This is a genomic window from Variovorax sp. UMC13 (assembly GCF_014170375.1).
Classification (GTDB): Bacteria; Pseudomonadota; Gammaproteobacteria; order Burkholderiales; family Burkholderiaceae_C; genus Variovorax.
In genome coordinates, this window is the sequence record NZ_LZZW01000031.1 from 330,971 (window position 1) to 347,965 (window position 16,995).

20 protein-coding genes are annotated in these 16,995 nt (G+C 70.3%); 8 read left to right on the forward strand and 12 right to left on the reverse strand.

All coding sequences use genetic code 11. The features are described from left to right. Position 1: 1 nt before the first annotated feature. Entirely contained in the window at positions 2 to 709 is a 708-nt protein-coding gene (locus A9977_RS26610) for a sulfite exporter TauE/SafE family protein (RefSeq protein WP_183027794.1), read from the reverse strand. Continuing rightward, positions 709 to 2,082, reverse strand: coding sequence for an oxygen-independent coproporphyrinogen III oxidase (hemN, locus tag A9977_RS26615; RefSeq protein WP_183027952.1), 1,374 nt, complete (start codon positions 2,080 to 2,082; stop codon positions 709 to 711). The genes A9977_RS26610 and hemN overlap by 1 nt, the downstream gene beginning before the upstream one ends. Before the next feature lie 222 nt (positions 2,083 to 2,304). On the opposite strand from hemN, the gene fnr reads away from it, so the two are divergent. Further along, positions 2,305 to 3,021: a fumarate/nitrate reduction transcriptional regulator Fnr gene (gene fnr, locus A9977_RS26620; protein ID WP_183027795.1), complete on the forward strand. Its 717-nt coding sequence runs from the start codon at positions 2,305 to 2,307 to the stop codon at positions 3,019 to 3,021. Here the strand turns inward: fnr and A9977_RS26625 are convergent. From A9977_RS26625 to A9977_RS26665, 9 genes are all read right to left on the reverse strand, one after another. Beyond that, on the reverse strand, positions 3,002 to 3,253 hold the full coding sequence (locus A9977_RS26625) for a hypothetical protein (protein WP_183027796.1): 252 nt from the start codon (positions 3,251 to 3,253) through the stop codon (positions 3,002 to 3,004). The two genes, fnr and A9977_RS26625, sit on opposite strands and share 20 nt — an antisense overlap. Positions 3,254 to 3,258: 5 nt before the next feature. Continuing rightward, entirely contained in the window at positions 3,259 to 3,534 is a 276-nt protein-coding gene (locus tag A9977_RS26630; RefSeq protein WP_183027797.1) for a FixH family protein, read from the reverse strand. 34 nt (positions 3,535 to 3,568) lie between these two features. After that, positions 3,569 to 4,996 carry a cytochrome c oxidase accessory protein CcoG gene (ccoG, locus tag A9977_RS26635; protein ID WP_183027798.1) on the reverse strand — a complete coding sequence of 476 codons (1,428 nt, stop codon included), beginning with the start codon at positions 4,994 to 4,996 and terminating at the stop codon, positions 3,569 to 3,571. A 13-nt stretch (positions 4,997 to 5,009) separates the two neighbouring features. Then, positions 5,010 to 5,921 (reverse strand): cytochrome-c oxidase, cbb3-type subunit III, encoded by a 912-nt coding sequence (gene ccoP / locus A9977_RS26640; RefSeq protein ID WP_183027799.1) that lies wholly within the window; start codon positions 5,919 to 5,921, stop codon positions 5,010 to 5,012. Between the two features lie 13 nt (positions 5,922 to 5,934). After that, the gene (locus tag A9977_RS26645) at positions 5,935 to 6,072 is read right to left on the reverse strand and encodes a cbb3-type cytochrome c oxidase subunit 3 (protein WP_183027800.1); all 138 of its coding nucleotides are present in this window, start codon (positions 6,070 to 6,072) and stop codon (positions 5,935 to 5,937) included. 23 nt (positions 6,073 to 6,095) lie between these two features. Continuing rightward, the gene (gene ccoO / locus A9977_RS26650; protein ID WP_183027801.1) at positions 6,096 to 6,722 is read right to left on the reverse strand and encodes a cytochrome-c oxidase, cbb3-type subunit II; all 627 of its coding nucleotides are present in this window, start codon (positions 6,720 to 6,722) and stop codon (positions 6,096 to 6,098) included. A 13-nt stretch (positions 6,723 to 6,735) separates the two neighbouring features. Beyond that, positions 6,736 to 8,178, reverse strand: coding sequence for a cytochrome-c oxidase, cbb3-type subunit I (gene ccoN, locus A9977_RS26655; RefSeq protein ID WP_183027802.1), 1,443 nt, complete (start codon positions 8,176 to 8,178; stop codon positions 6,736 to 6,738). Between the two features lie 66 nt (positions 8,179 to 8,244). Beyond that, positions 8,245 to 8,382 (reverse strand): cbb3-type cytochrome oxidase assembly protein CcoS, encoded by a 138-nt coding sequence (gene ccoS, locus A9977_RS26660; protein ID WP_183027803.1) that lies wholly within the window; start codon positions 8,380 to 8,382, stop codon positions 8,245 to 8,247. Then, a complete protein-coding gene (locus tag A9977_RS26665; RefSeq protein WP_183027804.1) occupies positions 8,382 to 10,670 on the reverse strand; it encodes a cation-translocating P-type ATPase in 2,289 nt (762 codons plus the stop codon). Before A9977_RS26665 ends, ccoS begins: the two co-directional genes overlap by 1 nt. Positions 10,671 to 10,770: 100 nt before the next feature. Here A9977_RS26665 and A9977_RS26670 point away from each other — a divergent pair, with 100 nt between their 5' ends. Continuing rightward, entirely contained in the window at positions 10,771 to 11,214 is a 444-nt protein-coding gene (locus A9977_RS26670) for a universal stress protein (RefSeq protein WP_183027805.1), read from the forward strand. Positions 11,215 to 11,236: 22 nt separating this feature from the next. Here the strand turns inward: A9977_RS26670 and A9977_RS26675 are convergent, their stop codons facing one another. Further along, on the reverse strand, positions 11,237 to 11,491 hold the full coding sequence (locus A9977_RS26675) for a helix-turn-helix domain-containing protein (RefSeq protein ID WP_183027806.1): 255 nt from the start codon (positions 11,489 to 11,491) through the stop codon (positions 11,237 to 11,239). Between the two features lie 41 nt (positions 11,492 to 11,532). On the opposite strand from A9977_RS26675, the gene A9977_RS26680 reads away from it, so the two are divergent. The 6 genes from A9977_RS26680 (at position 11,533) to A9977_RS26705 (ending at position 16,966) form a co-directional block, all read left to right on the forward strand. Beyond that, entirely contained in the window at positions 11,533 to 12,270 is a 738-nt protein-coding gene (locus A9977_RS26680) for a hypothetical protein (protein ID WP_183027807.1), read from the forward strand. 92 nt (positions 12,271 to 12,362) lie between these two features. Then, positions 12,363 to 12,785, forward strand: a complete 423-nt coding sequence (gene nikR, locus A9977_RS26685; protein ID WP_183027808.1) for a nickel-responsive transcriptional regulator NikR — start codon at positions 12,363 to 12,365, stop codon at positions 12,783 to 12,785. Positions 12,786 to 12,855: 70 nt separating this feature from the next. Continuing rightward, complete coding sequence (locus tag A9977_RS26690) at positions 12,856 to 14,901, forward strand: TonB-dependent receptor (RefSeq protein ID WP_183027809.1); 2,046 nt, start codon at positions 12,856 to 12,858, stop codon at positions 14,899 to 14,901. Positions 14,902 to 14,920: 19 nt separating this feature from the next. After that, positions 14,921 to 15,625 (forward strand): DUF4198 domain-containing protein, encoded by a 705-nt coding sequence (locus tag A9977_RS26695; protein WP_183027810.1) that lies wholly within the window; start codon positions 14,921 to 14,923, stop codon positions 15,623 to 15,625. A gap of 167 nt (positions 15,626 to 15,792) precedes the next feature. Next, on the forward strand, positions 15,793 to 16,377 hold the full coding sequence (locus A9977_RS26700) for a TetR/AcrR family transcriptional regulator (RefSeq protein ID WP_183027811.1): 585 nt from the start codon (positions 15,793 to 15,795) through the stop codon (positions 16,375 to 16,377). 85 nt (positions 16,378 to 16,462) lie between these two features. Then, positions 16,463 to 16,966 (forward strand): hypothetical protein, encoded by a 504-nt coding sequence (locus A9977_RS26705; protein WP_183027812.1) that lies wholly within the window; start codon positions 16,463 to 16,465, stop codon positions 16,964 to 16,966. Positions 16,967 to 16,995 lie beyond the last annotated feature (29 nt).

The following is a 16,995-nucleotide window of genomic DNA, read 5'->3' on the forward strand; positions in this document are numbered from 1 at the left end:
GCTATTGGCACCAGACCGCGATCTGCCGGCCCAGGTCGTGCCACACGGCCTGCAGCGCGACCACCGCCAGCACCGCGCCCGCGAGCCGGGTGCCCCATTCGCGCCGGGACGCGCCGAACACGCCGTGCAGACGGCGCCACAGCCAGGGCGCGACCAGAAGCGCGATGCCGCTACCCAGGGCGAACGCGGCCATCACGGCCGCGCCCTGCCCCGCGTCGTTGCCCAAGGCGGCGAGCATCAGCGCCGAATAGAGCAGCCCGCAGGGCATCGAGACCCACAGCGCGCCGGTGGCGAGCACCCGCCAGCGCGAACCCTCCCGGGGTCGAAGCCGCTTCGCCAGCAAGCGCCCCAGGCTGTGCGCCCACAGCGGCTGGCGCCCCGCCACGGCCAGCAGCAGGCCCCATGCGAACACCGCCACATGCAGCAGCAGCCAGAGCGGCCGCAGCAGCGCGACCTGCTCGCTCGCGAAGGCCAGGCCCTGCACGGCGCTCGCCGCGAGCGCGCCGCCGGCCGCGTAGCTGGCCAGGCGCGCCCCATGGAACAGGACTGCGGCCGGCACCGCCGGCGTGGGCAGCACCGCCGCGCCGCCGCCCGCGGGCGCACGCGCGAAGCGGATCACGCCCGCGCAGGCCGCGCCGCACATGGCCACGCAGTGCGGGCCGCCGGCCAGGCCCATCAACAACGCGCTGCCGATGAGCGCCGTCTGCATCAGATGATCCGCGAGAAGCGCGAGCGGTTGCGGTCGGCCTGCAGGTAGCGGTCGAAGACCATCGCGATGGCGCGCACGAAGAACCAGCCGACGGGCGTGACCTCGATCTCGTGGTCGTCGACCGTGACCAGGCCCTGCGCCACCAGCGGCTGCAGCGCCTCGAGCTCGGCCGCGAAGTGCTGGCGGAAGTCGACCAGGTGCGCCAGGCCGATGGACTCGAAGCTCAGCTGTCCCTGGCACATCAGCGCCATGATCACCGCACGCCGCAGCACGTCGTCGCGCGACAGCGCGAGGCCGCGCACCACCGGCAGCCGGCCCTGGTCGAGCAGGTCGTAGTACTCCTCCAGCGTCTTGGCGTTCTGGCTGTAGGTGGCACCGACCCGGCCGATGGCCGACACGCCCAGCGCCACCAGGTCGCATTCGGGCTGGGTGCTGTAGCCCTGGAAATTGCGGTGCAGCCGACCCTGGCGGCGCGCGACGGCCAGCGGGTCGGTGGGCAGCGCGAAATGGTCCATGCCGATGTAGACATAGCCGGCCGCGGTCAGCGCCGCGATCGAGCGCGAAAGCATGTCGAGCTTGGCGGCGGCATCGGGCAGCTCGGCCGGGTCGATGCGGCGCTGGGGCTTGAAGCGCTCGGGCAGGTGGGCATAGGCATAGAGCGCGATGCGCTCGGGCCGCAGGGCGCAGATCTTTTCCAGCGTGCGGTCGAAGGAAGCCGCGGTCTGCCGGGGCAGGCCGTAGATCAGGTCGACGTTGATGGAGCCGAAGCCCAGCCGCCGCGCCGAGGCCACCAGGTCGAACACCTGCTCGGCCGGCTGGATGCGGTGCACCGCCTTCTGCACCGCCGGATCGAAATCCTGCACGCCGAAGCTCAGCCGGTTGAAGCCCAGCGCCGCGATCCGTTCCAGGCGGGCCTCGTCGATGGTGCGCGGGTCGATCTCGATCGCGTACTCGCCCTCGGGCGCCAAGGTGAAGGCGCCGCGCAGCATCGCCATCAGCCGCGCGAGCGCCGCATCGTCGAGGAAGGTCGGGGTGCCTCCGCCCAGGTGCAGCTGGCTCACGGCCGCGCCGCGCCCGAGCTGCGCCACCTGCAGGGCGATCTCGCGCTCGAGATAGTCCAGGTAGGCCTCGGCGCGCTCGGGGTGGCCGGTCACGATCTTGTTGCAGGCGCAGAAATAGCACAGCGAGGCGCAGAAGGGCAGGTGCACGTAGACCGACAGCGGCAGCGCCCGCGCGCCGGTGTTCAGCGCGCGCTGGCGCAGCGCCTGTGCGTAGTCCTCGCTGCCGAAGGCCTCGACGAAGCGGTCGGCGGTCGGGTAGGAGGTGTAGCGCGGCCCCTGCACGTCGAAGCGCTGGAGCATCGCGGCCGTCATGACGGGCGCGGCGGAAGCAGGCGCGGCGGGTGCCACGGGGGCGGCGAGGACGGGGGACAGGGTGGTTGGCATGGTGATGTGGCACACGGGGCTCCCTGACTGTGCCGACGACCGGGCCGGACTTCCTTGACCTGCATCAAGTCCCGTGCGCGGGGAGGCGACGACAATCGGGGCACCAACTTGAAGCGTGGCCGCCCCCTCCCCGGCCGGCACCGAACCGCCATGACACCTGACACCATCAAAGTCGCCTGCTCCAACTGCAACCTGCGCGAGCTGTGCATGCCCGTGGGCCTGCAGCCCGCGGAGCTGGAACGCATCGACGAGATCGTCGCGACGCGGCGCAAGGTCAAGCGGCGCGAGGCGCTGTTCCACAACGGCGAACGCTTCACCTCGCTCTACGCGATCCGCACCGGCGTGTTCAAGACCTGCATCACGGCCGAGGACGGGCGCGACCAGGTCACGGGCTTCCAGATGGCGGGCGAGATCATCGGGCTGGACGGCATCGTGAGCGAGCACCACACCTGCGACGCGGTGGCGCTGGAGGACTCCGAGGTCTGCGTGATGCCCTTCGACCGCATCGAGGAGCTGTCGCGCGAGGTCACGGCCCTGCAGCGCCATGTGCACAAGATCATGAGCCGCGAGATCGTGCGCGAGCACGGCGTGATGCTGCTGCTGGGCAGCATGCGCGCCGAGGAGCGGCTCGCGGCCTTCCTGCTGAACCTGGTGCAACGGCTGCATGCGCGCGGCTTCTCGCAGTCGGAGCTGGTGTTGCGCATGACCCGCGAGGAGATCGGCAGCTACCTCGGCCTCAAGCTCGAGACCGTGAGCCGCACGCTGTCGAAGTTCGTCGAGGACGGCATCGTGGCCGTGCAGCAGCGCCATGTGCGCATCGTCGACGCCGACAAGCTCAAGCGCATCGTCAATCCTCCGGCCTGTTGATCTCGCGCCTGGACATGCCGAGCAGCGCCGTGAGCGCGCTCGAGCCCATGCCCAGCGCCCAGAACACGAAGAAACCCAGCGTGTAGATGCCCTGCCGCGAGAGCGGCAGCGGTTCGCCGCGCCAGTGCAGGTCGCCCGGGTCGACCAGCGCGAACACGAGCATCTCCACCACGCAGGCCAGCAGGAACGAGGGCCAGAGGATCCAGGCCAGGCGACGGATGCGCTGCTTCATGGCCGTCAGTGCTTCGGCAGCGGCACGTCGTCGCTGGGCGTGGCGGCGTGGTTGCGGCCCGACTGCGCCGGCATCAGCTTCTTGTCGGCCAGCGTCTTGTTGATCGCAACGCCCTGGCGGTAGTAGTCCTCGGCCACCACCGGGTCGGGCGTGCGGACCGCGATCCACAGCGTGGCGAAGCCCGCCACCACGACGGCGGCCGGCCCGGCGATCACCATCCAGACATAGGGAAACTTCCACCAGGGTTCGGCGACGGTGGGCAGGAGGCCGGGAGCATTCATGACGATCTCTTTCTGTTGAACATGGCGGTCCGCGCTAGCGCGGGACCAGGAAGATGGCTTTTTCCGAGACATGCGACGCGCCGTCCTCCGAGCGCACATCGAAATGCACGGTGTGCGAGCCCGGCGCCGCGCTGCCATAGGGCAGCTGCAGCCGCACCGCGACCCAGCGCGATTCGGCCGGCTGCACTTCGAGCGAGGCACCCGAGGCCACGCTCAGGCCCTCGAGGCCGCGCACGGCGATGGCATAGCGCTGCGGGCGCTCGGTGGCGTTCATCAGCTGCAGCCGGTACACGTTCTCCAGCATGCCGCCCTCGGCGATGCGCGCCAGCGAGGCGCGGTCGCGCACCACGTCGACCTTGAGCGGCGTGCGCACCACCAGGCTGGCCAGCAGGCCCAGGCACAGCACGCCCAGCAAGGCGCTGTAGACCAGCACCCGCGGCCGCAGCACGCGGCGCAGCACCTGGCGCGCCGACCAGCGGCCGGCCATGCCGTTCTGCGTGGCGTAGCGGATCAGGCCGGGCGGGTAGGCCATCTTGGCCATCACCGTGTTGCAGGCGTCGACGCACAGGCCGCAGCCGATGCACTCGTACTGCAGTCCCTCGCGGATGTCGATGCCGGTCGGGCACACCTGCACGCACAGGGTGCAGTCGATGCAGTCGCCCAGGCCGGCGCGGTCGTGCTGCTTGCCGCGCGCACCCCGGGCCTCGCCGCGGGCCGCGTCGTAGCTCACGATCAGCGTGTCGCGGTCGAACATCGCGCCCTGGAAGCGCGCGTAGGGGCACATGTACTTGCAGACCTGCTCGCGCATAAAGCCGGCATTGCCATAGGTCGCGAAGCCGTAGAAGAAGGCCCAGAACACTTCCCACGAGCCCATGCGCGTCTGCAGGAAGGCCATCCCGAGCTCGCGGATGGGTGTGAAGTAGCCCACGAAGGTGAAGCCGGTCCACAGCGCGATGCCCAGCCACACCAGGTGCTTGAAGCTCTTCTTGACGCCCTTCTCCATCGAGAGCGCGCCCTTGTCCAGGCGCATGCGCGCGCTGCGCGGGCCTTCGATCTTCTCTTCCACCCACATGAACATCTGGGTGTAGACGGTCTGCGGGCAGGCATAGCCGCACCACAGCCGCCCTGCCACCGCGGTGAACAGGAACAGCAGCAGCGCCGAGACCACCAGCAGGCCCGTGAGGTAGATCAGGTCCTGCGGGTAGAGCACCAGCCCGAACAGGTAGAAGCGCCGCGCGGCCAGGTCGAACAGCACCATCTGGCGCTGGCCCCACTCGAGCCACGGCAGGCCGTAGAACACGATCTGCGTGAGGAAGACCATGGCCCAGCGCCAGCGCGCGAACACGCCCTGGATGCTGCGCGCATAGATCTTCCTGTGCGCCTCGTAGAGGCCCACGGACGCGCTCTCCACCGGGACGATGGGGATCGGCTTGCGCGGCGCGGGTCGGGGGGAAGCGGACATCGGCGAACGAAACTCAGGGCGCGGCGGCGCGGTTCGACAGACCCCAGACGTAGGAGGCCAGCACATGGATCTGGGCCTCGGTCAGCCGGCCCTGCTGGGCCGGCATGACGTTGGTCTTGCCGGTGTTGATGATCGAGACGATCGCGTCCTGCCCGTAGCCGTGCAGCCAGACGCGGTCCGCCAGGTTGGGCGCGCCCAGCGCGGGGTTGCCCGTGCCGCCCACGCCGTGGCAGGCCGCGCAGGCGCTGAACTTGCCCTTGCCCAGGCCGGCGCGCACCGAGTCGTGCGGGCTGCCCGACAGGCTCAGCACGTAGTTCGCCACGTTCTTCACGTCCTCGGGCGAGCCCACGGCCGCGGCCATGGGCGGCATCACGCCGGTGCGGCCCTGGGTGATGGTCTCCTGGATGCGCTCGGGCGCGCCGCCGTAGAGCCAGTCCTTGTCGGTCAGGTTCGGGAAGCCCTTGCTGCCGCGCGCGTCGGAGCCGTGGCACTGCGCGCAGTTGTTGAGGAACAGCCGTTCGCCGATGGCCATGGCCTGCGGGTCGCCGGCCACCGCCTCGTGCGGCATGGCCGTGTACTTGGCATAGACGGGCGCCAGCTCGGCATTGGCCTTGGCGATCTCTTTTGCGTACTCGCCCTGCGTGCTCCAGCCCAGCTGGCCCTGCAGGCTGCCCAGGCCCGGGTAGGCCACCAGGTAGCCCAGCGCGAAGACGATGGTCAGGATGAACAGGCCCACCCACCAGCGCGGCAGCGGGTTGTTCATCTCGCGCAGGTCCTCGTCCCAGACGTGGCCGGTGGTGTTGTCGCCGCCGCCGGGCACGCGGGCCCGGTTGGTGATCCACAGCAGCAGGGCGCAGGCCGCGATGCTGGCCAGCGAGAGGTAGGTGACGTAGTGCGACCAGAAGCCGCCGATGAAATCGCTCATGGTGTTCGTTTCCTCAGTCCTGCTCGAAAGGCAGGTTCGCGGCTTCGTCGAAGCCCTGGCGGCGACGGCGCGAGAAGGCCCAGGCCAGGATGCCGATGAAGGTCACGAAGGAGGCCAGCGTGGCCGCGATGCGCAGGGTGGTGATGTCCATCTCTTCTCTCCTCTTGTCCTGGCTCACTTGAGCGCGAGGCCCAGCGACTGCAGGTAGGCCACGATGGCGTCCATCTCGGTCCTGCCGCTCACGGCCTCCTTCGCACCCGCGATCTGTTCGTCGGTGTAGGGCACGCCCACGCGGCGCAGCGCCGTCATGTGGGTGCCGATGCTGGCGGCGTCGGCCGGCGTCTTCTCGAGCCAGGCGTAGGCCGGCATGTTCGACTCGGGCACCAGGTCGCGCGGGTTGTTCAGGTGGATGCGATGCCACTCGTCGCTGTACTTGCCGCCCACGCGGTGCAGGTCGGGCCCGGTGCGCTTGCTGCCCCACTGGAAGGGGTGGTCGTAGACGAACTCGCCCGCCACCGAGTAGTGGCCGTAGCGCAGCGTCTCGGCGCGGAAGGGGCGGATCATCTGCGAGTGGCAGTTGTAGCAACCCTCGCGCACGTAGATGTCGCGGCCCACCAGCTGCAGCGGCTCGAGCGGCCGGACGCCGGTCACGGCCTCGGTGGTGGACTTCTGGAAGAACAGCGGCACGATCTCCACCAGGCCGCCGACGGCGATCACCAGCAGGATCAGCACGATCATCAGGAAGTTGTTGGTCTCGATCTTCTCGTGCGAGAAGCCGGTCTTGGGGGCGTTGGAACTCATGGTGTCGTTCTCTTCAGGCGTGGGCGACGGCGGCCACCGGCGGAATGGCGGCGCGCACCGAGCGGCCCGCGATCACCGTCATGCAGACATTCCAGGCCATGACCAGCATGCCGCCCAGGTACAAGAGGCCGCCGAGCAGGCGCACCACGTAGTAGGGGTAGGTGGCCTTCACGCTCTCGACGAAGGTGTAGGTCAGCGTGCCGTCGGCATTGACCGCGCGCCACATCAGGCCCTGCATCACGCCGGCGATCCACATGGCGGCGATGTAGAGCACGATGCCCACGGTCGACATCCAGAAGTGCAGCTCGATGGCCTGGGTGCTGTGCATCTCGGTGCGGCCCCACAGGCGCGGGATCAGGTAGTACAGCGAGCCCATGGTGATCAGCCCGACCCAGCCCAGCGCGCCGGCGTGCACGTGGCCCACGGTCCAGTCGGTGTAGTGCGAGAGCGCGTTGACGGTCTTGATCGACATCATCGGACCCTCGAAAGTCGCCATGCCGTAGAAGGACAGCGCGACGATCAGGAAGCGCAGGATCGGGTCGGTGCGCAGCTTGTGCCAGGCGCCCGACAGCGTCATCACGCCGTTGATCATCCCGCCCCAGCTGGGCGCCAGCAGGATCAGCGAGAACACCATGCCGATGGACTGCGTCCAGTCGGGCAGCGCGGTGTAGTGCAGGTGGTGCGGGCCCGCCCACATGTAGGTGAAGATCAGCGCCCAGAAGTGGACGATCGACAGCCGGTACGAATACACCGGGCGCCCCGCCTGCTTGGGGATGTAGTAGTACATCATCCCGAGGAAGCCCGCGGTGAGGAAGAAGCCCACCGCGTTGTGGCCGTACCACCACTGGACCATCGCGTCCTGCACGCCCGCATAGGCCGAGTAGCTCTTCATCCAGCCCGCGGGAATGGCCGCGCTGTTGACGATGTGCAGCAGCGCCACCGCGATGATGAAGGCGCCGTAGAACCAGTTGGCCACGTAGATGTGGCGCACCTTGCGCATCGCGATGGTGCCGAAGAACACGATCGCATAGGCCACCCAGACCAGCGTGATCAGGATGTCGATCGGCCACTCGAGCTCGGCGTATTCCTTGCCGCTGGTGTAGCCCATGGGCAGGCTGATGGCCGCGGCGACGATGACGAGCTGCCAGCCCCAGAACACGAACGAGGCCAGTGCCGGTGCGAACAGGCGGACCTGGCAGGTGCGCTGCACCACGTGGAAGCTGGTGGCCATCAGCGCGCAGCCGCCGAAGGCGAAGATCACGGCGTTGGTGTGCAGCGGACGCAGCCGGCCGTAGCTGAGCCAGGAGATGCCGAGGTTGAGCTCGGGCCAGGCCAGTTGCGACGCGATGATCACGCCGACCAGCATGCCCACCACGCCCCAGACGACGGACATGAGGGCGAACTGCCGGACGGCGGTGTCGGCGTAGACCGCCGCGGGAGGGTGGGAAGCTTGCATCGTCGGGCCTTTTTCAATGGACCCGGCCAGTGTCTGGCTGCGCTGCGCTGGGCGCCTTGCGCTAGATCAATCGTTGTTCAGAATGCGTTCGCCTTCGCGATCCACATCCTCGAACTGGCCGCGGTCGACGGCCCACCACAGGCCGCCGAGGATCACCAGCACCAGCACCACCGAGAAGGGCACAAGCAGGAACAGGATGTCCATCAGGCGGCCGCCCCGGCAGCGCGCGCGAGCCGCGCCGCATTGAGCACCACCCACAGCGAACTCGCCGCCATGCCGATGCCGGCCAGCCAGGCGGGCAGCCAGCCGGCCAGCGCCAGCGGCACGCACAGCGCGTTGTAGCCCGCGGCCCAGGCCAGGTTCTGGCGCACGATCTTCAGCGTGCGGCGCGCCTGCGCGATCGCGTCCGGCACCGCCGACAGCGCATTGCCCATCACGATGAAGTCGGCGCGGGCCTGCGCCAGCGGCACCGCGTTGCCCAGCGCGAAGGACGCATGGGCCGCGGCCAGCACCGGCCCGTCGTTGAGGCCGTCGCCGACCATCGCGACGCGCCGGCCTTCGGCCTGCAAGTGCTGCAGCGCGCGCAGCTTGTCCTCGGGCGTGCAGTCGCCCTGCACCTGCGCGATGCCCACGCGCGCCGCCACTTCCTGCGCAGCCGCGCTGCGGTCGCCCGACAGCAGCTGCACCGCGATGCCCTGCGCCTTCAATGCCGCGACCGCGGCCACGGCGTCCGGGCGCAGTTCCTCGGCCAGCACGAAGCTCGCGACCCAGCCATGGGCATCCGACAGGTGCAACTGCGGCGCATCGATGGGCAGGGCCTCGACCTCGCAATGCGCGGCCGAACCCAGGCGCACGCGCAGCGGCATCGCCTTCGATCCGCGGCGCTGCAGCTGCCCTTCCAACCCCTGCCCCGCCTGCTCGCGCAGGTCCAGCGCCAGCCAGTCGGGCGGCGTGCGGTGTTCTTCTTCCCAGGCACGCACCAGCGCCTTGGCCACGGGATGCAGCGACTGCGCGCCGAGCGCGGCGGCCAGTTCCACCGCATCGCCCGGCCGCAGGCCCGCGCGGCAGTACACGCGGTCGAGCCGCGGCGTGTCGCGCGTGAGCGTGCCAGTCTTGTCGAAGACCACGGTGTCGACCGTGGCCAGCGCCTCGAGCGCCTGCAGGTCGTGCACCAGCACCCCGCCACGCGCCAATGCGCCCGCGCTCGCGAGCATCGCGGCCGGCGTGGCCAGCGAGAGTGCGCAGGGACAGGTCACGATCAGCACCGCGACCGCCACCATCAGCGCCTGGCCCGGGCCGGCAGGCCACCACAGCACGGCGGCCAGCGCGGCCGCGGCCAGCACGCCGATCAGGAAGGGCTTGGCCACCCGGTCGGCCAGCCGGGCCAGCCGCGGCTTGCCCGTCGAAGCGCTTTCCATCAGCGCGACGATCTGCGCGAAGCGCGTGCCCTGCCCCACCGATTCGATGCGCAGCTGCACCACGGCCGAGAGGTTGTGGCTGCCGGCCAGCACGCGCTCGCCGCGGCCGCGCGGCACGGGCCGCGACTCGCCGGTGAGCAATGCCTCGTCGGCGGTGGTGTGGCCGTCGATCACCAGGCCGTCGGCGGGAAAGGCCTCGCCCGGCCGCACGCGGATCACGTCGCCCACGGCCAGGCGCCGCACCGCGACGCGCTGGAAGCTGCCGTCGGCGGCCAGGCGCTCGATGCTGTCGGGCACCCGGTTCATCAGCGCTTCGAGCGCGCCGGCCGTGCGGCCCCGCAGCCGTGTCTCAAGCCAGCGCCCCGTGAGCAGGAAGAAGACAAACATGGTGAGCGAGTCGAAGTAGACCTCGTGGCCCAGCGGCCCCTCGGGGTCGAAGGTGCCGGCCGTGCTGACCACGAACACGATCGCCATGCCCAGCGCCACCGGCAGGTCCATGCCGATGCGCCGCTGCCGCAGGTCGCGCCAGGCGCTGCGGAAGAAGGGGCCGCAGGAGAACAGCACCACCGGCAGCGTGAGCACCCACGAGGCCCAGCGCATGAGCTGCACCGCATCGGCCGTCATCTCGCCGGGCTGCGCGATGTACGCGGGGTAGGCGTACATCATCACCTGCATCATGCAGAAGCCCGCCACCAGCCAGCGCCACAGCGCGGCCCGGCCCTCGCGCGCGCGGCGGGCCCGCGCCTGCAGGTCGCCGGCCGGCACCAACCGATAGCCCGCGGCGGCCGAGGCCGCGAACCAGCGCGAAGGCCGCACCGCTTCGGCCGACCACAGCACGCGCGCGCGCCGGCTCGCGGCGTTCACATCGGCCCGCAGCACGCCGGGCACGGCACACAGCGCGGCCTCGACGGTGAAGGCGCAGGCCGCGCAATGCATGCCCTCGACCACCACCTGCGACTCCCAGCGGCCGCCGTCGAGCGCATGGCCGAAGGCCAGCCATTCGGCCGGATCGTCCAGCGCCACGCCGTCGTCGGGCAGGGCCGCGGAGGGTGGAAGAGAGAGCACAGCGTCCATGCCCCGAGCCTAGGGGCCGATGCGAGACAGGCCCTTGATCTGGATCAAACCGGGGCCGCCGCGCTGCCCTAGCCTTCAGCCTTCATTCCGAAGGAAATCCATGTTCAAACGCATCCTGATCGCCACCGACGGCTCCGCCCTCTCGCGCAAGGCCGTGGCCAGCGGCATCTCGCTGGCCGCCACGCACGGCGCGGAACTGGTCGCGCTGACGGTGGTGCCGCGCTATCCGATGAATTACTTCGAGGGCGCGATGGTGTTCACGCCCGAGGACATCGCGCGCATCGAGAAGCAGTGGACGGACGCCGCCCAGGAGATGCTGGCCGCCGTCGATGCGCGCGCCCAGCGCAGCGGCGTCAAGGTCAAGACCGTGACGGTGCGCTCGGACCGCGTGGCCGAGGCCATCATCGCCGCCGCCCAGAAGCAGTCATGCGACCTGATCGTGATGGCCTCGCACGGCCGCAAGGGCGTCAAGCGCCTGCTGCTGGGCAGCGAGACCCAGCATGTGCTCACGCACTCGAACCTGCCGGTGCTGGTGCTGCGCTGAGGCGCAGAGCGCCGGGCCGGCCTCAGTCGTTCTTGGCGACCAGCCCCAGGCCGATCCCGTAGAGCGCGAGCAGCCCGGCCATGTGGCCGATGGCCACGCCCGGCTCGCCGGATTCGATGCGCGCGATGGTCTGCACATGCACACCCAGCCGCGCGGCGGCGACCGCCTGGCCCTCGCCGGCCTCGAGGCGGGCGCGCTTGGCGGCCGCGCCGAGGTCCTTGATGGATTGAAGGGCGTCGCCGCCGATGTCTGCAGAGATTCGTTTGCCTTGGGCCATGGGCGGATTGTCGCCGGAGCGTACGGCCTACACTGGCTTGCATGCCTCCGCCCCTGTCACCGCCGTCCCCGCAGGACGATGCCCTCAGCGCCTACTTCTTCAGCGGCGAGACCCTCCGCAGCCGCGGCGTGGCCACGCGGCTGCTGTCGGGCGTGGTCGAGGTGCCCGCGCCGCCGGCCCGGCTCGCTGCCGACTGGGCGCGCGAGACCACGTCCTCGCTTGCGCCTGGCGACGTCGACACCCTGCCCCTGGCGCGCGCGCGCATGCGCTGGCCCGACTACCGGCGCTGCGTGCAGGCGGTGGCCGACTGGATGCGCGAACGCGGACTGCCGGACCTGACGGGCAGCAGCGACGTGGCATTGATGGCCTGCCGCGGCGCGCGCTACCACCACGATGCCCTCCAGTACGGCAGCGCCGCCTTCTGCAACCTCTTCCTCAGCGAGGACCGTGACCTGGACGTGCATTTCCCCGGCACCGGCCAGCGCATCCCGCTGGTCCGGGGCACCGTGCTGCTGTTCGACACGGCCCAGCCCCATGCGGTGATCCGGCGCGGCGCCGCCGGCTTCGATGCGGCCGACTTCGCGCCGGCGCGCGACCTGACCCAGGTCTTCCTGACCTGGGAACTGCCCATCGCGCATCCCGATGTCGCGCGCGCACTCGGCATCGTCTTCGACACCGATCCGGCCACCGCGGCGCGGCTCGACGAGGAGCAGGTGCACAGCCGCGGCGCGCCGGCCGAGGTCTGCCCGGCTTCCGGCCGCTGGCGCCCGGTGGGCTGATCCGGCGACCCGTGTACGCCACACGGCGTATTTAAGAAGATTCTTCGTTTTTTCATACTGGCGACACTTCCTTCATTTGCCGGACCACCGCCTTGGAACGCTTCACGATCTCCCTCGACGACGAACTGGCCCACGACTTCGACCACCTGATCGCCGAGCGCGGCTACGGCAACCGCTCCGAGGCCGTGCGCGACATCCTGCGCGGCCATCTGGCCCGGCAGCGCGAGACCCATGACCGCCACGGCCCCTGCGTGGCCAACCTGTCCTATGTCTACAACCACCACGAGCGCGAACTGTCGGAGCGGCTGGCCCACCACCAGCATGCGCAGCACGACCTGACCATCGCCTCCACGCATGCGCACCTCGATGCCGAGCACTGCATCGAGACCGTGCTGCTCCGGGGCCCGGCCGAGGCGGTGCGCCGCTTCGCCGACAAGCTCATGGCCGAGCGCGGCGTGCACCACGGCCAGCTCAACCTGGTGATGGCCTCGGCCGCCGCAGCGCACACGCACTGACCCCGCGGGGCCTTGTCCGACGCCCTGCGTCCGGGCACGCGCGCGCCCTTCTTTCTTCTTCCCGACCCCGATGAACCTCCCGATCCCGCGGCCCCCGCGCCCTCTGAGCCTGGCCCTCGGCTGCCTGCTGCTGAACACCGGCATCGCACTGGCCGAACCCGCCCCGGACACCGCCGAGCGGGAGCTCCCCACCGTCGAGGTCAAGGGCCAGACCCTGCGCGGTGCCGCGGCCTCCTACTCGACCACCGTCTTCGACAGCCAGGACATCCAGTCGCTGCATGTGAACCAGGCGCAGGCGCTGTTCCGCCACGTGCCCGGCATGAACGTGCAGAACTACCAGCTCTCCGGCGTGGCCGACACCCTCGTGCTGCGCGGTTTCGGCGGCGGCGGGCACGGTGGCGACCTGGGCGTGGTGCTCGACGGCATTCCGCTCAACGAGGCGATGTCGCATGCCGACGGCTATGTCGACTTCAACGTGATCGTGCCGCTGGAGATCGATCGGCTCACGGTGTTCAAGGGGCCGGTGTCGGCGCTGTACGGCAACTTCAATCGCGCCGGCCTGGTCGCGGTCGAGACCCGCAAGCGCGATGCCTACCGAGAGCTCGATGTGAGCCTGGGCTCGCACCGCAGCCTCGATGCGCAGGCGGCGCTGGGCCTGCCGCTGCAGGACGGCGGCCAGCTCAACCTTGCGGCCCAGCACGACCGCAGCGACGGGTTCCGCGCGCAGTCCAGGGCCGAGCGCAGCACGGTGGCGGGCCGCTGGAGCCGGGCCCTGACGCCGGACCTGGAGATCGCGCTGTCGGGCCGGCTGCACGAGGCCGAGGGCGACTCGCCCTCCTACCTCACGGCCGCGCAGTTCGCGGCCGACCCCTACGGCAAGGACCCGCGCGCGATGAACGACGGCGCCACCAAGCGCTTCGCCACGCTGCGCGCCGACCTCAACTACGCGCTCACGCCCGACGTTCGCCTGCTGAGCTTCGCCTACGGCACGCGGCAGGACTTCACGCGCTGGTTCAGCCGGCCCGTCAACCCCACGACCTGGCGGCAGCGCGAGGAGACCTACGACCGCACCGTCTTCGGCGCCGGCACCAGCCTCAACGGCCGCACGCAGACGCGCTGGAGCGCGCTGAACTGGGTGGCGGGCGTGGAGACCTTCCGCGAATCGACGGCCTACCGGTACTTCGACGGGCTGGACCAGCGCATGCGGCTTTCGCCGGCCATCGACGACCGCACTTCCAGGCTCGACAGCCTCTCGGCCTTCGCCGAAGTCGATGCGCCCATCCATGCGCTGTTCCAGCCCTCGCTGGGCCTGCGCTGGGACCGCTTCAGCGGCGGCTGCAGCCTCGACGGCGCGGAGTCGGGCAGCGACCCCTGCGGCCCGCTGGCCCGCCTGCGCCATGCGAGCCCCAAGCTCGGCGTGCGCTCCGATGTCGCGCCGGGCGTGCGCCTGCGCGCCAGCTGGGCCGAGGGTTTCGCGCTGCCCAACAGCTTTGCCAAGTACGCGCTCGGCGCCTCGCAGCTCGATCCCAACGTGTTCCGCCAGACCGAGGTCGGCGCGCAGTTCAAGCCGGCCCAGGGCCTCTTGCTCGACATCGCGGCCTACCGGCTGAGTTCGTCCGACGAGATCCGCACCGTGGCGCCGGGCGTGTACGAGAACTACGGCGCGACCTTGCGCCGCGGTGTCGAGGCCAGCGCCCTGTGGGCCATCCGCCCCGACCTCGACGTCTCGCTGGTCTACGGCAGCGCACGCTCGCGCATCACCGAGAACGCGAGCGCCGCGCTGCTCGGCAAGTCGGTGGCGGGCGTGCCGCGCTACACCGCCACGGCCGCCATCACGTGGACACCGGTCGCGGCCTGGACCGGCACGCTGACCTGGCGCCGCGTGGGCGCCTACGCCGTGACCGCCGACAACAGCGTGAATTACGCCGGCTACGCCACCATGGACCTCGGTGTGAGCCATGTGCCGCCCGCGGCCCGCCGCTACCGCCTCTACGCCACGGTGGCGAATGTCGGCAACAAGGCCTACGCCACCTCGGCCGCGGTGATCGGCGGCACGCAGGTCTTCGCGCCCGGCGCGCCGCGCAGCCTCAAGGTCGGCGCGCAACTGCAGTTCTGATTCACAGCCAACGACACCCATGCCACATCTTCTTCGCAACGCGGCCCTGGCCGTCTTCGCCACCCTGGCGCTGGGCACGGCCCAGGCCCACAACGTCTGGCTCGAACCCGATGCGGGCGGCGGCTACCTGGTGCAGTTCGGCGGCCACGAAGGCCGGCTCGAGCGCTATCCCGCGGACAAGCTCAAGCGCGTCGAAGCCTTCGACCGCCGCGGCCGCCGCATCGAGGTCACGCTCACGCCCCAGGCCGACGGCATGCGCGTGCGGCCCGAGCGGCAGGCGGCGCTGCTGGCCGCGCATTTCGACAACGGCTTCTTCAGCAAGACCGACAGCGGTCCGATGGTCGAGAAGCCCATGACCGAGAACCCCGGCGCCACCAGCGGCGTGCATGCGATGAAGTACCACAAGACCATCATCCAGTGGGGCGCGATCGCGAAGAAGGCGCTGGGCCAGCCCTTCGAGATCGTCGCGCTCGCGGCCGACACGCCGCATGCGGGCGAGCCGATGAAGGTGCAGGTGCTGTTCGATGGCCGGCCGATCGGCGGCATCCGCCTGTCGCTGGGCGAGAGCGGCGCGCCCGTGACCACGGCCGCCGACGGCACGGCCACCGTGATTCCAGCCGCCGGCCCGAACCAGCTGCTGGCCATCCGCCGCCTGCCGGTGCAGGGCGACCCGCGCACCACCAGCCTCAGCTACGAATACCTGCTGGCCTTTCCGGCGCATTAGCAGCTGTCGACACGGGCCATGAAAGCCCGGGCACGGGAAAGCGGAGCGGGCTGTGACGACTGAGGGCGCGGCGTGGCCGGGCGAGCGGGTCACCCTGCCCCAGAGGGCGCACGCCTGGAGCGAAAGCGCTCCATTGACATCTATCTACTAGTTGATAGACTAGTCGCATGGACAACGAACTCACCCCCAGAGCCCTCGAGATCGCGGCCTGCGCACGTGCGCTTCTGGTCGGTGGTGGCTACAACAGCTTCAGCTACGCCGACATTTCGGCGTCGGTGCAGATCAGCAAGGCCAGCATCCACCACCACTTCCCGAGCAAGGCCGAACTGGTGCGCACGGTGCTGCTGCGGTACCGCGAAGAGGCGCGCACCGGCCTGGCAGCCCTGGTGCAGCACGTTCCGGAGCCGCTCGCGCAGCTCGAAGCCTACACGGGCTACTGGGCGACGTGCATGCGCGACGCCACCTCGTCCTTCTGCATCTGCGCCATGCTGGCGGCCGAACTGCCCACCCTCCCGCGCGAGGTCGCGGACGAGGTCCGCGGCCATTTCCTGGACCTGGCCGCATGGCTCGCCTCCGTGCTGGCCGCGGGGGCGGCCCAGCGGGTGTTCTTTCTGCAGACGAGTCCCGAAGGCGAGGCCATGGCCTTCATGGCGACGGTGCACGGCGCGATGCTGTCCGCGCGCGCCTATGGCGACCCGGAAGTCTTCGCAGCGACCGTTCAGCCGCTCATGCGCCGGCTCACTTCGCCCTGACCGACCGGCAGATCGCCCTTTCACCCGGCACCTTGGCGCCTTCATTTGCCCCGACCCTCTACCAACTAATAGATAGACACCTCACATGACGACCGCTCTCTCACTCATCGGCGTGGTCCACACCGCCCTCAGCCTGGTCCCGGTCGCTGCCGGCCTCTACAGCTTCGCGCGCTACCGCGCGATCGATCCGGCGACCCGTTCCGGCAGGGTCTACCTGGTCGGCCTGGCGCTGTCGGTGCTCACGGCCTTCGGCCTGTCGAGCACGGGTGGCCTCAATCCCGGACACGCGCTGGGCATCCTGGCCCTGCTCGCGGCCTTCGGCAGCCTGCTGGTGCCGCGCCTTGCCGTGCTGGGGCGCTTGCGGCCGTACCTGGCGACGCTCGGGCGGACCTTCAGCTTCTTCCTGCTGCTGGTCCCCGGCATCGTCGAAACCCTGACCCGGTTGCCGGCAACGCATCCGTTGGCCGACGGGCCCGCGTCTCCAGTGGTCCGCGCCACGCTGCTCGCATGGGTCGTGATCTTCGTCGCGGGCTTCGCGCTGCAGATCTGGACGATCCGTTCGCGTCGCGGCAACCCGGCGCGGCGATGAGTCCACGCTGCGCCACACCCCGCACTGTC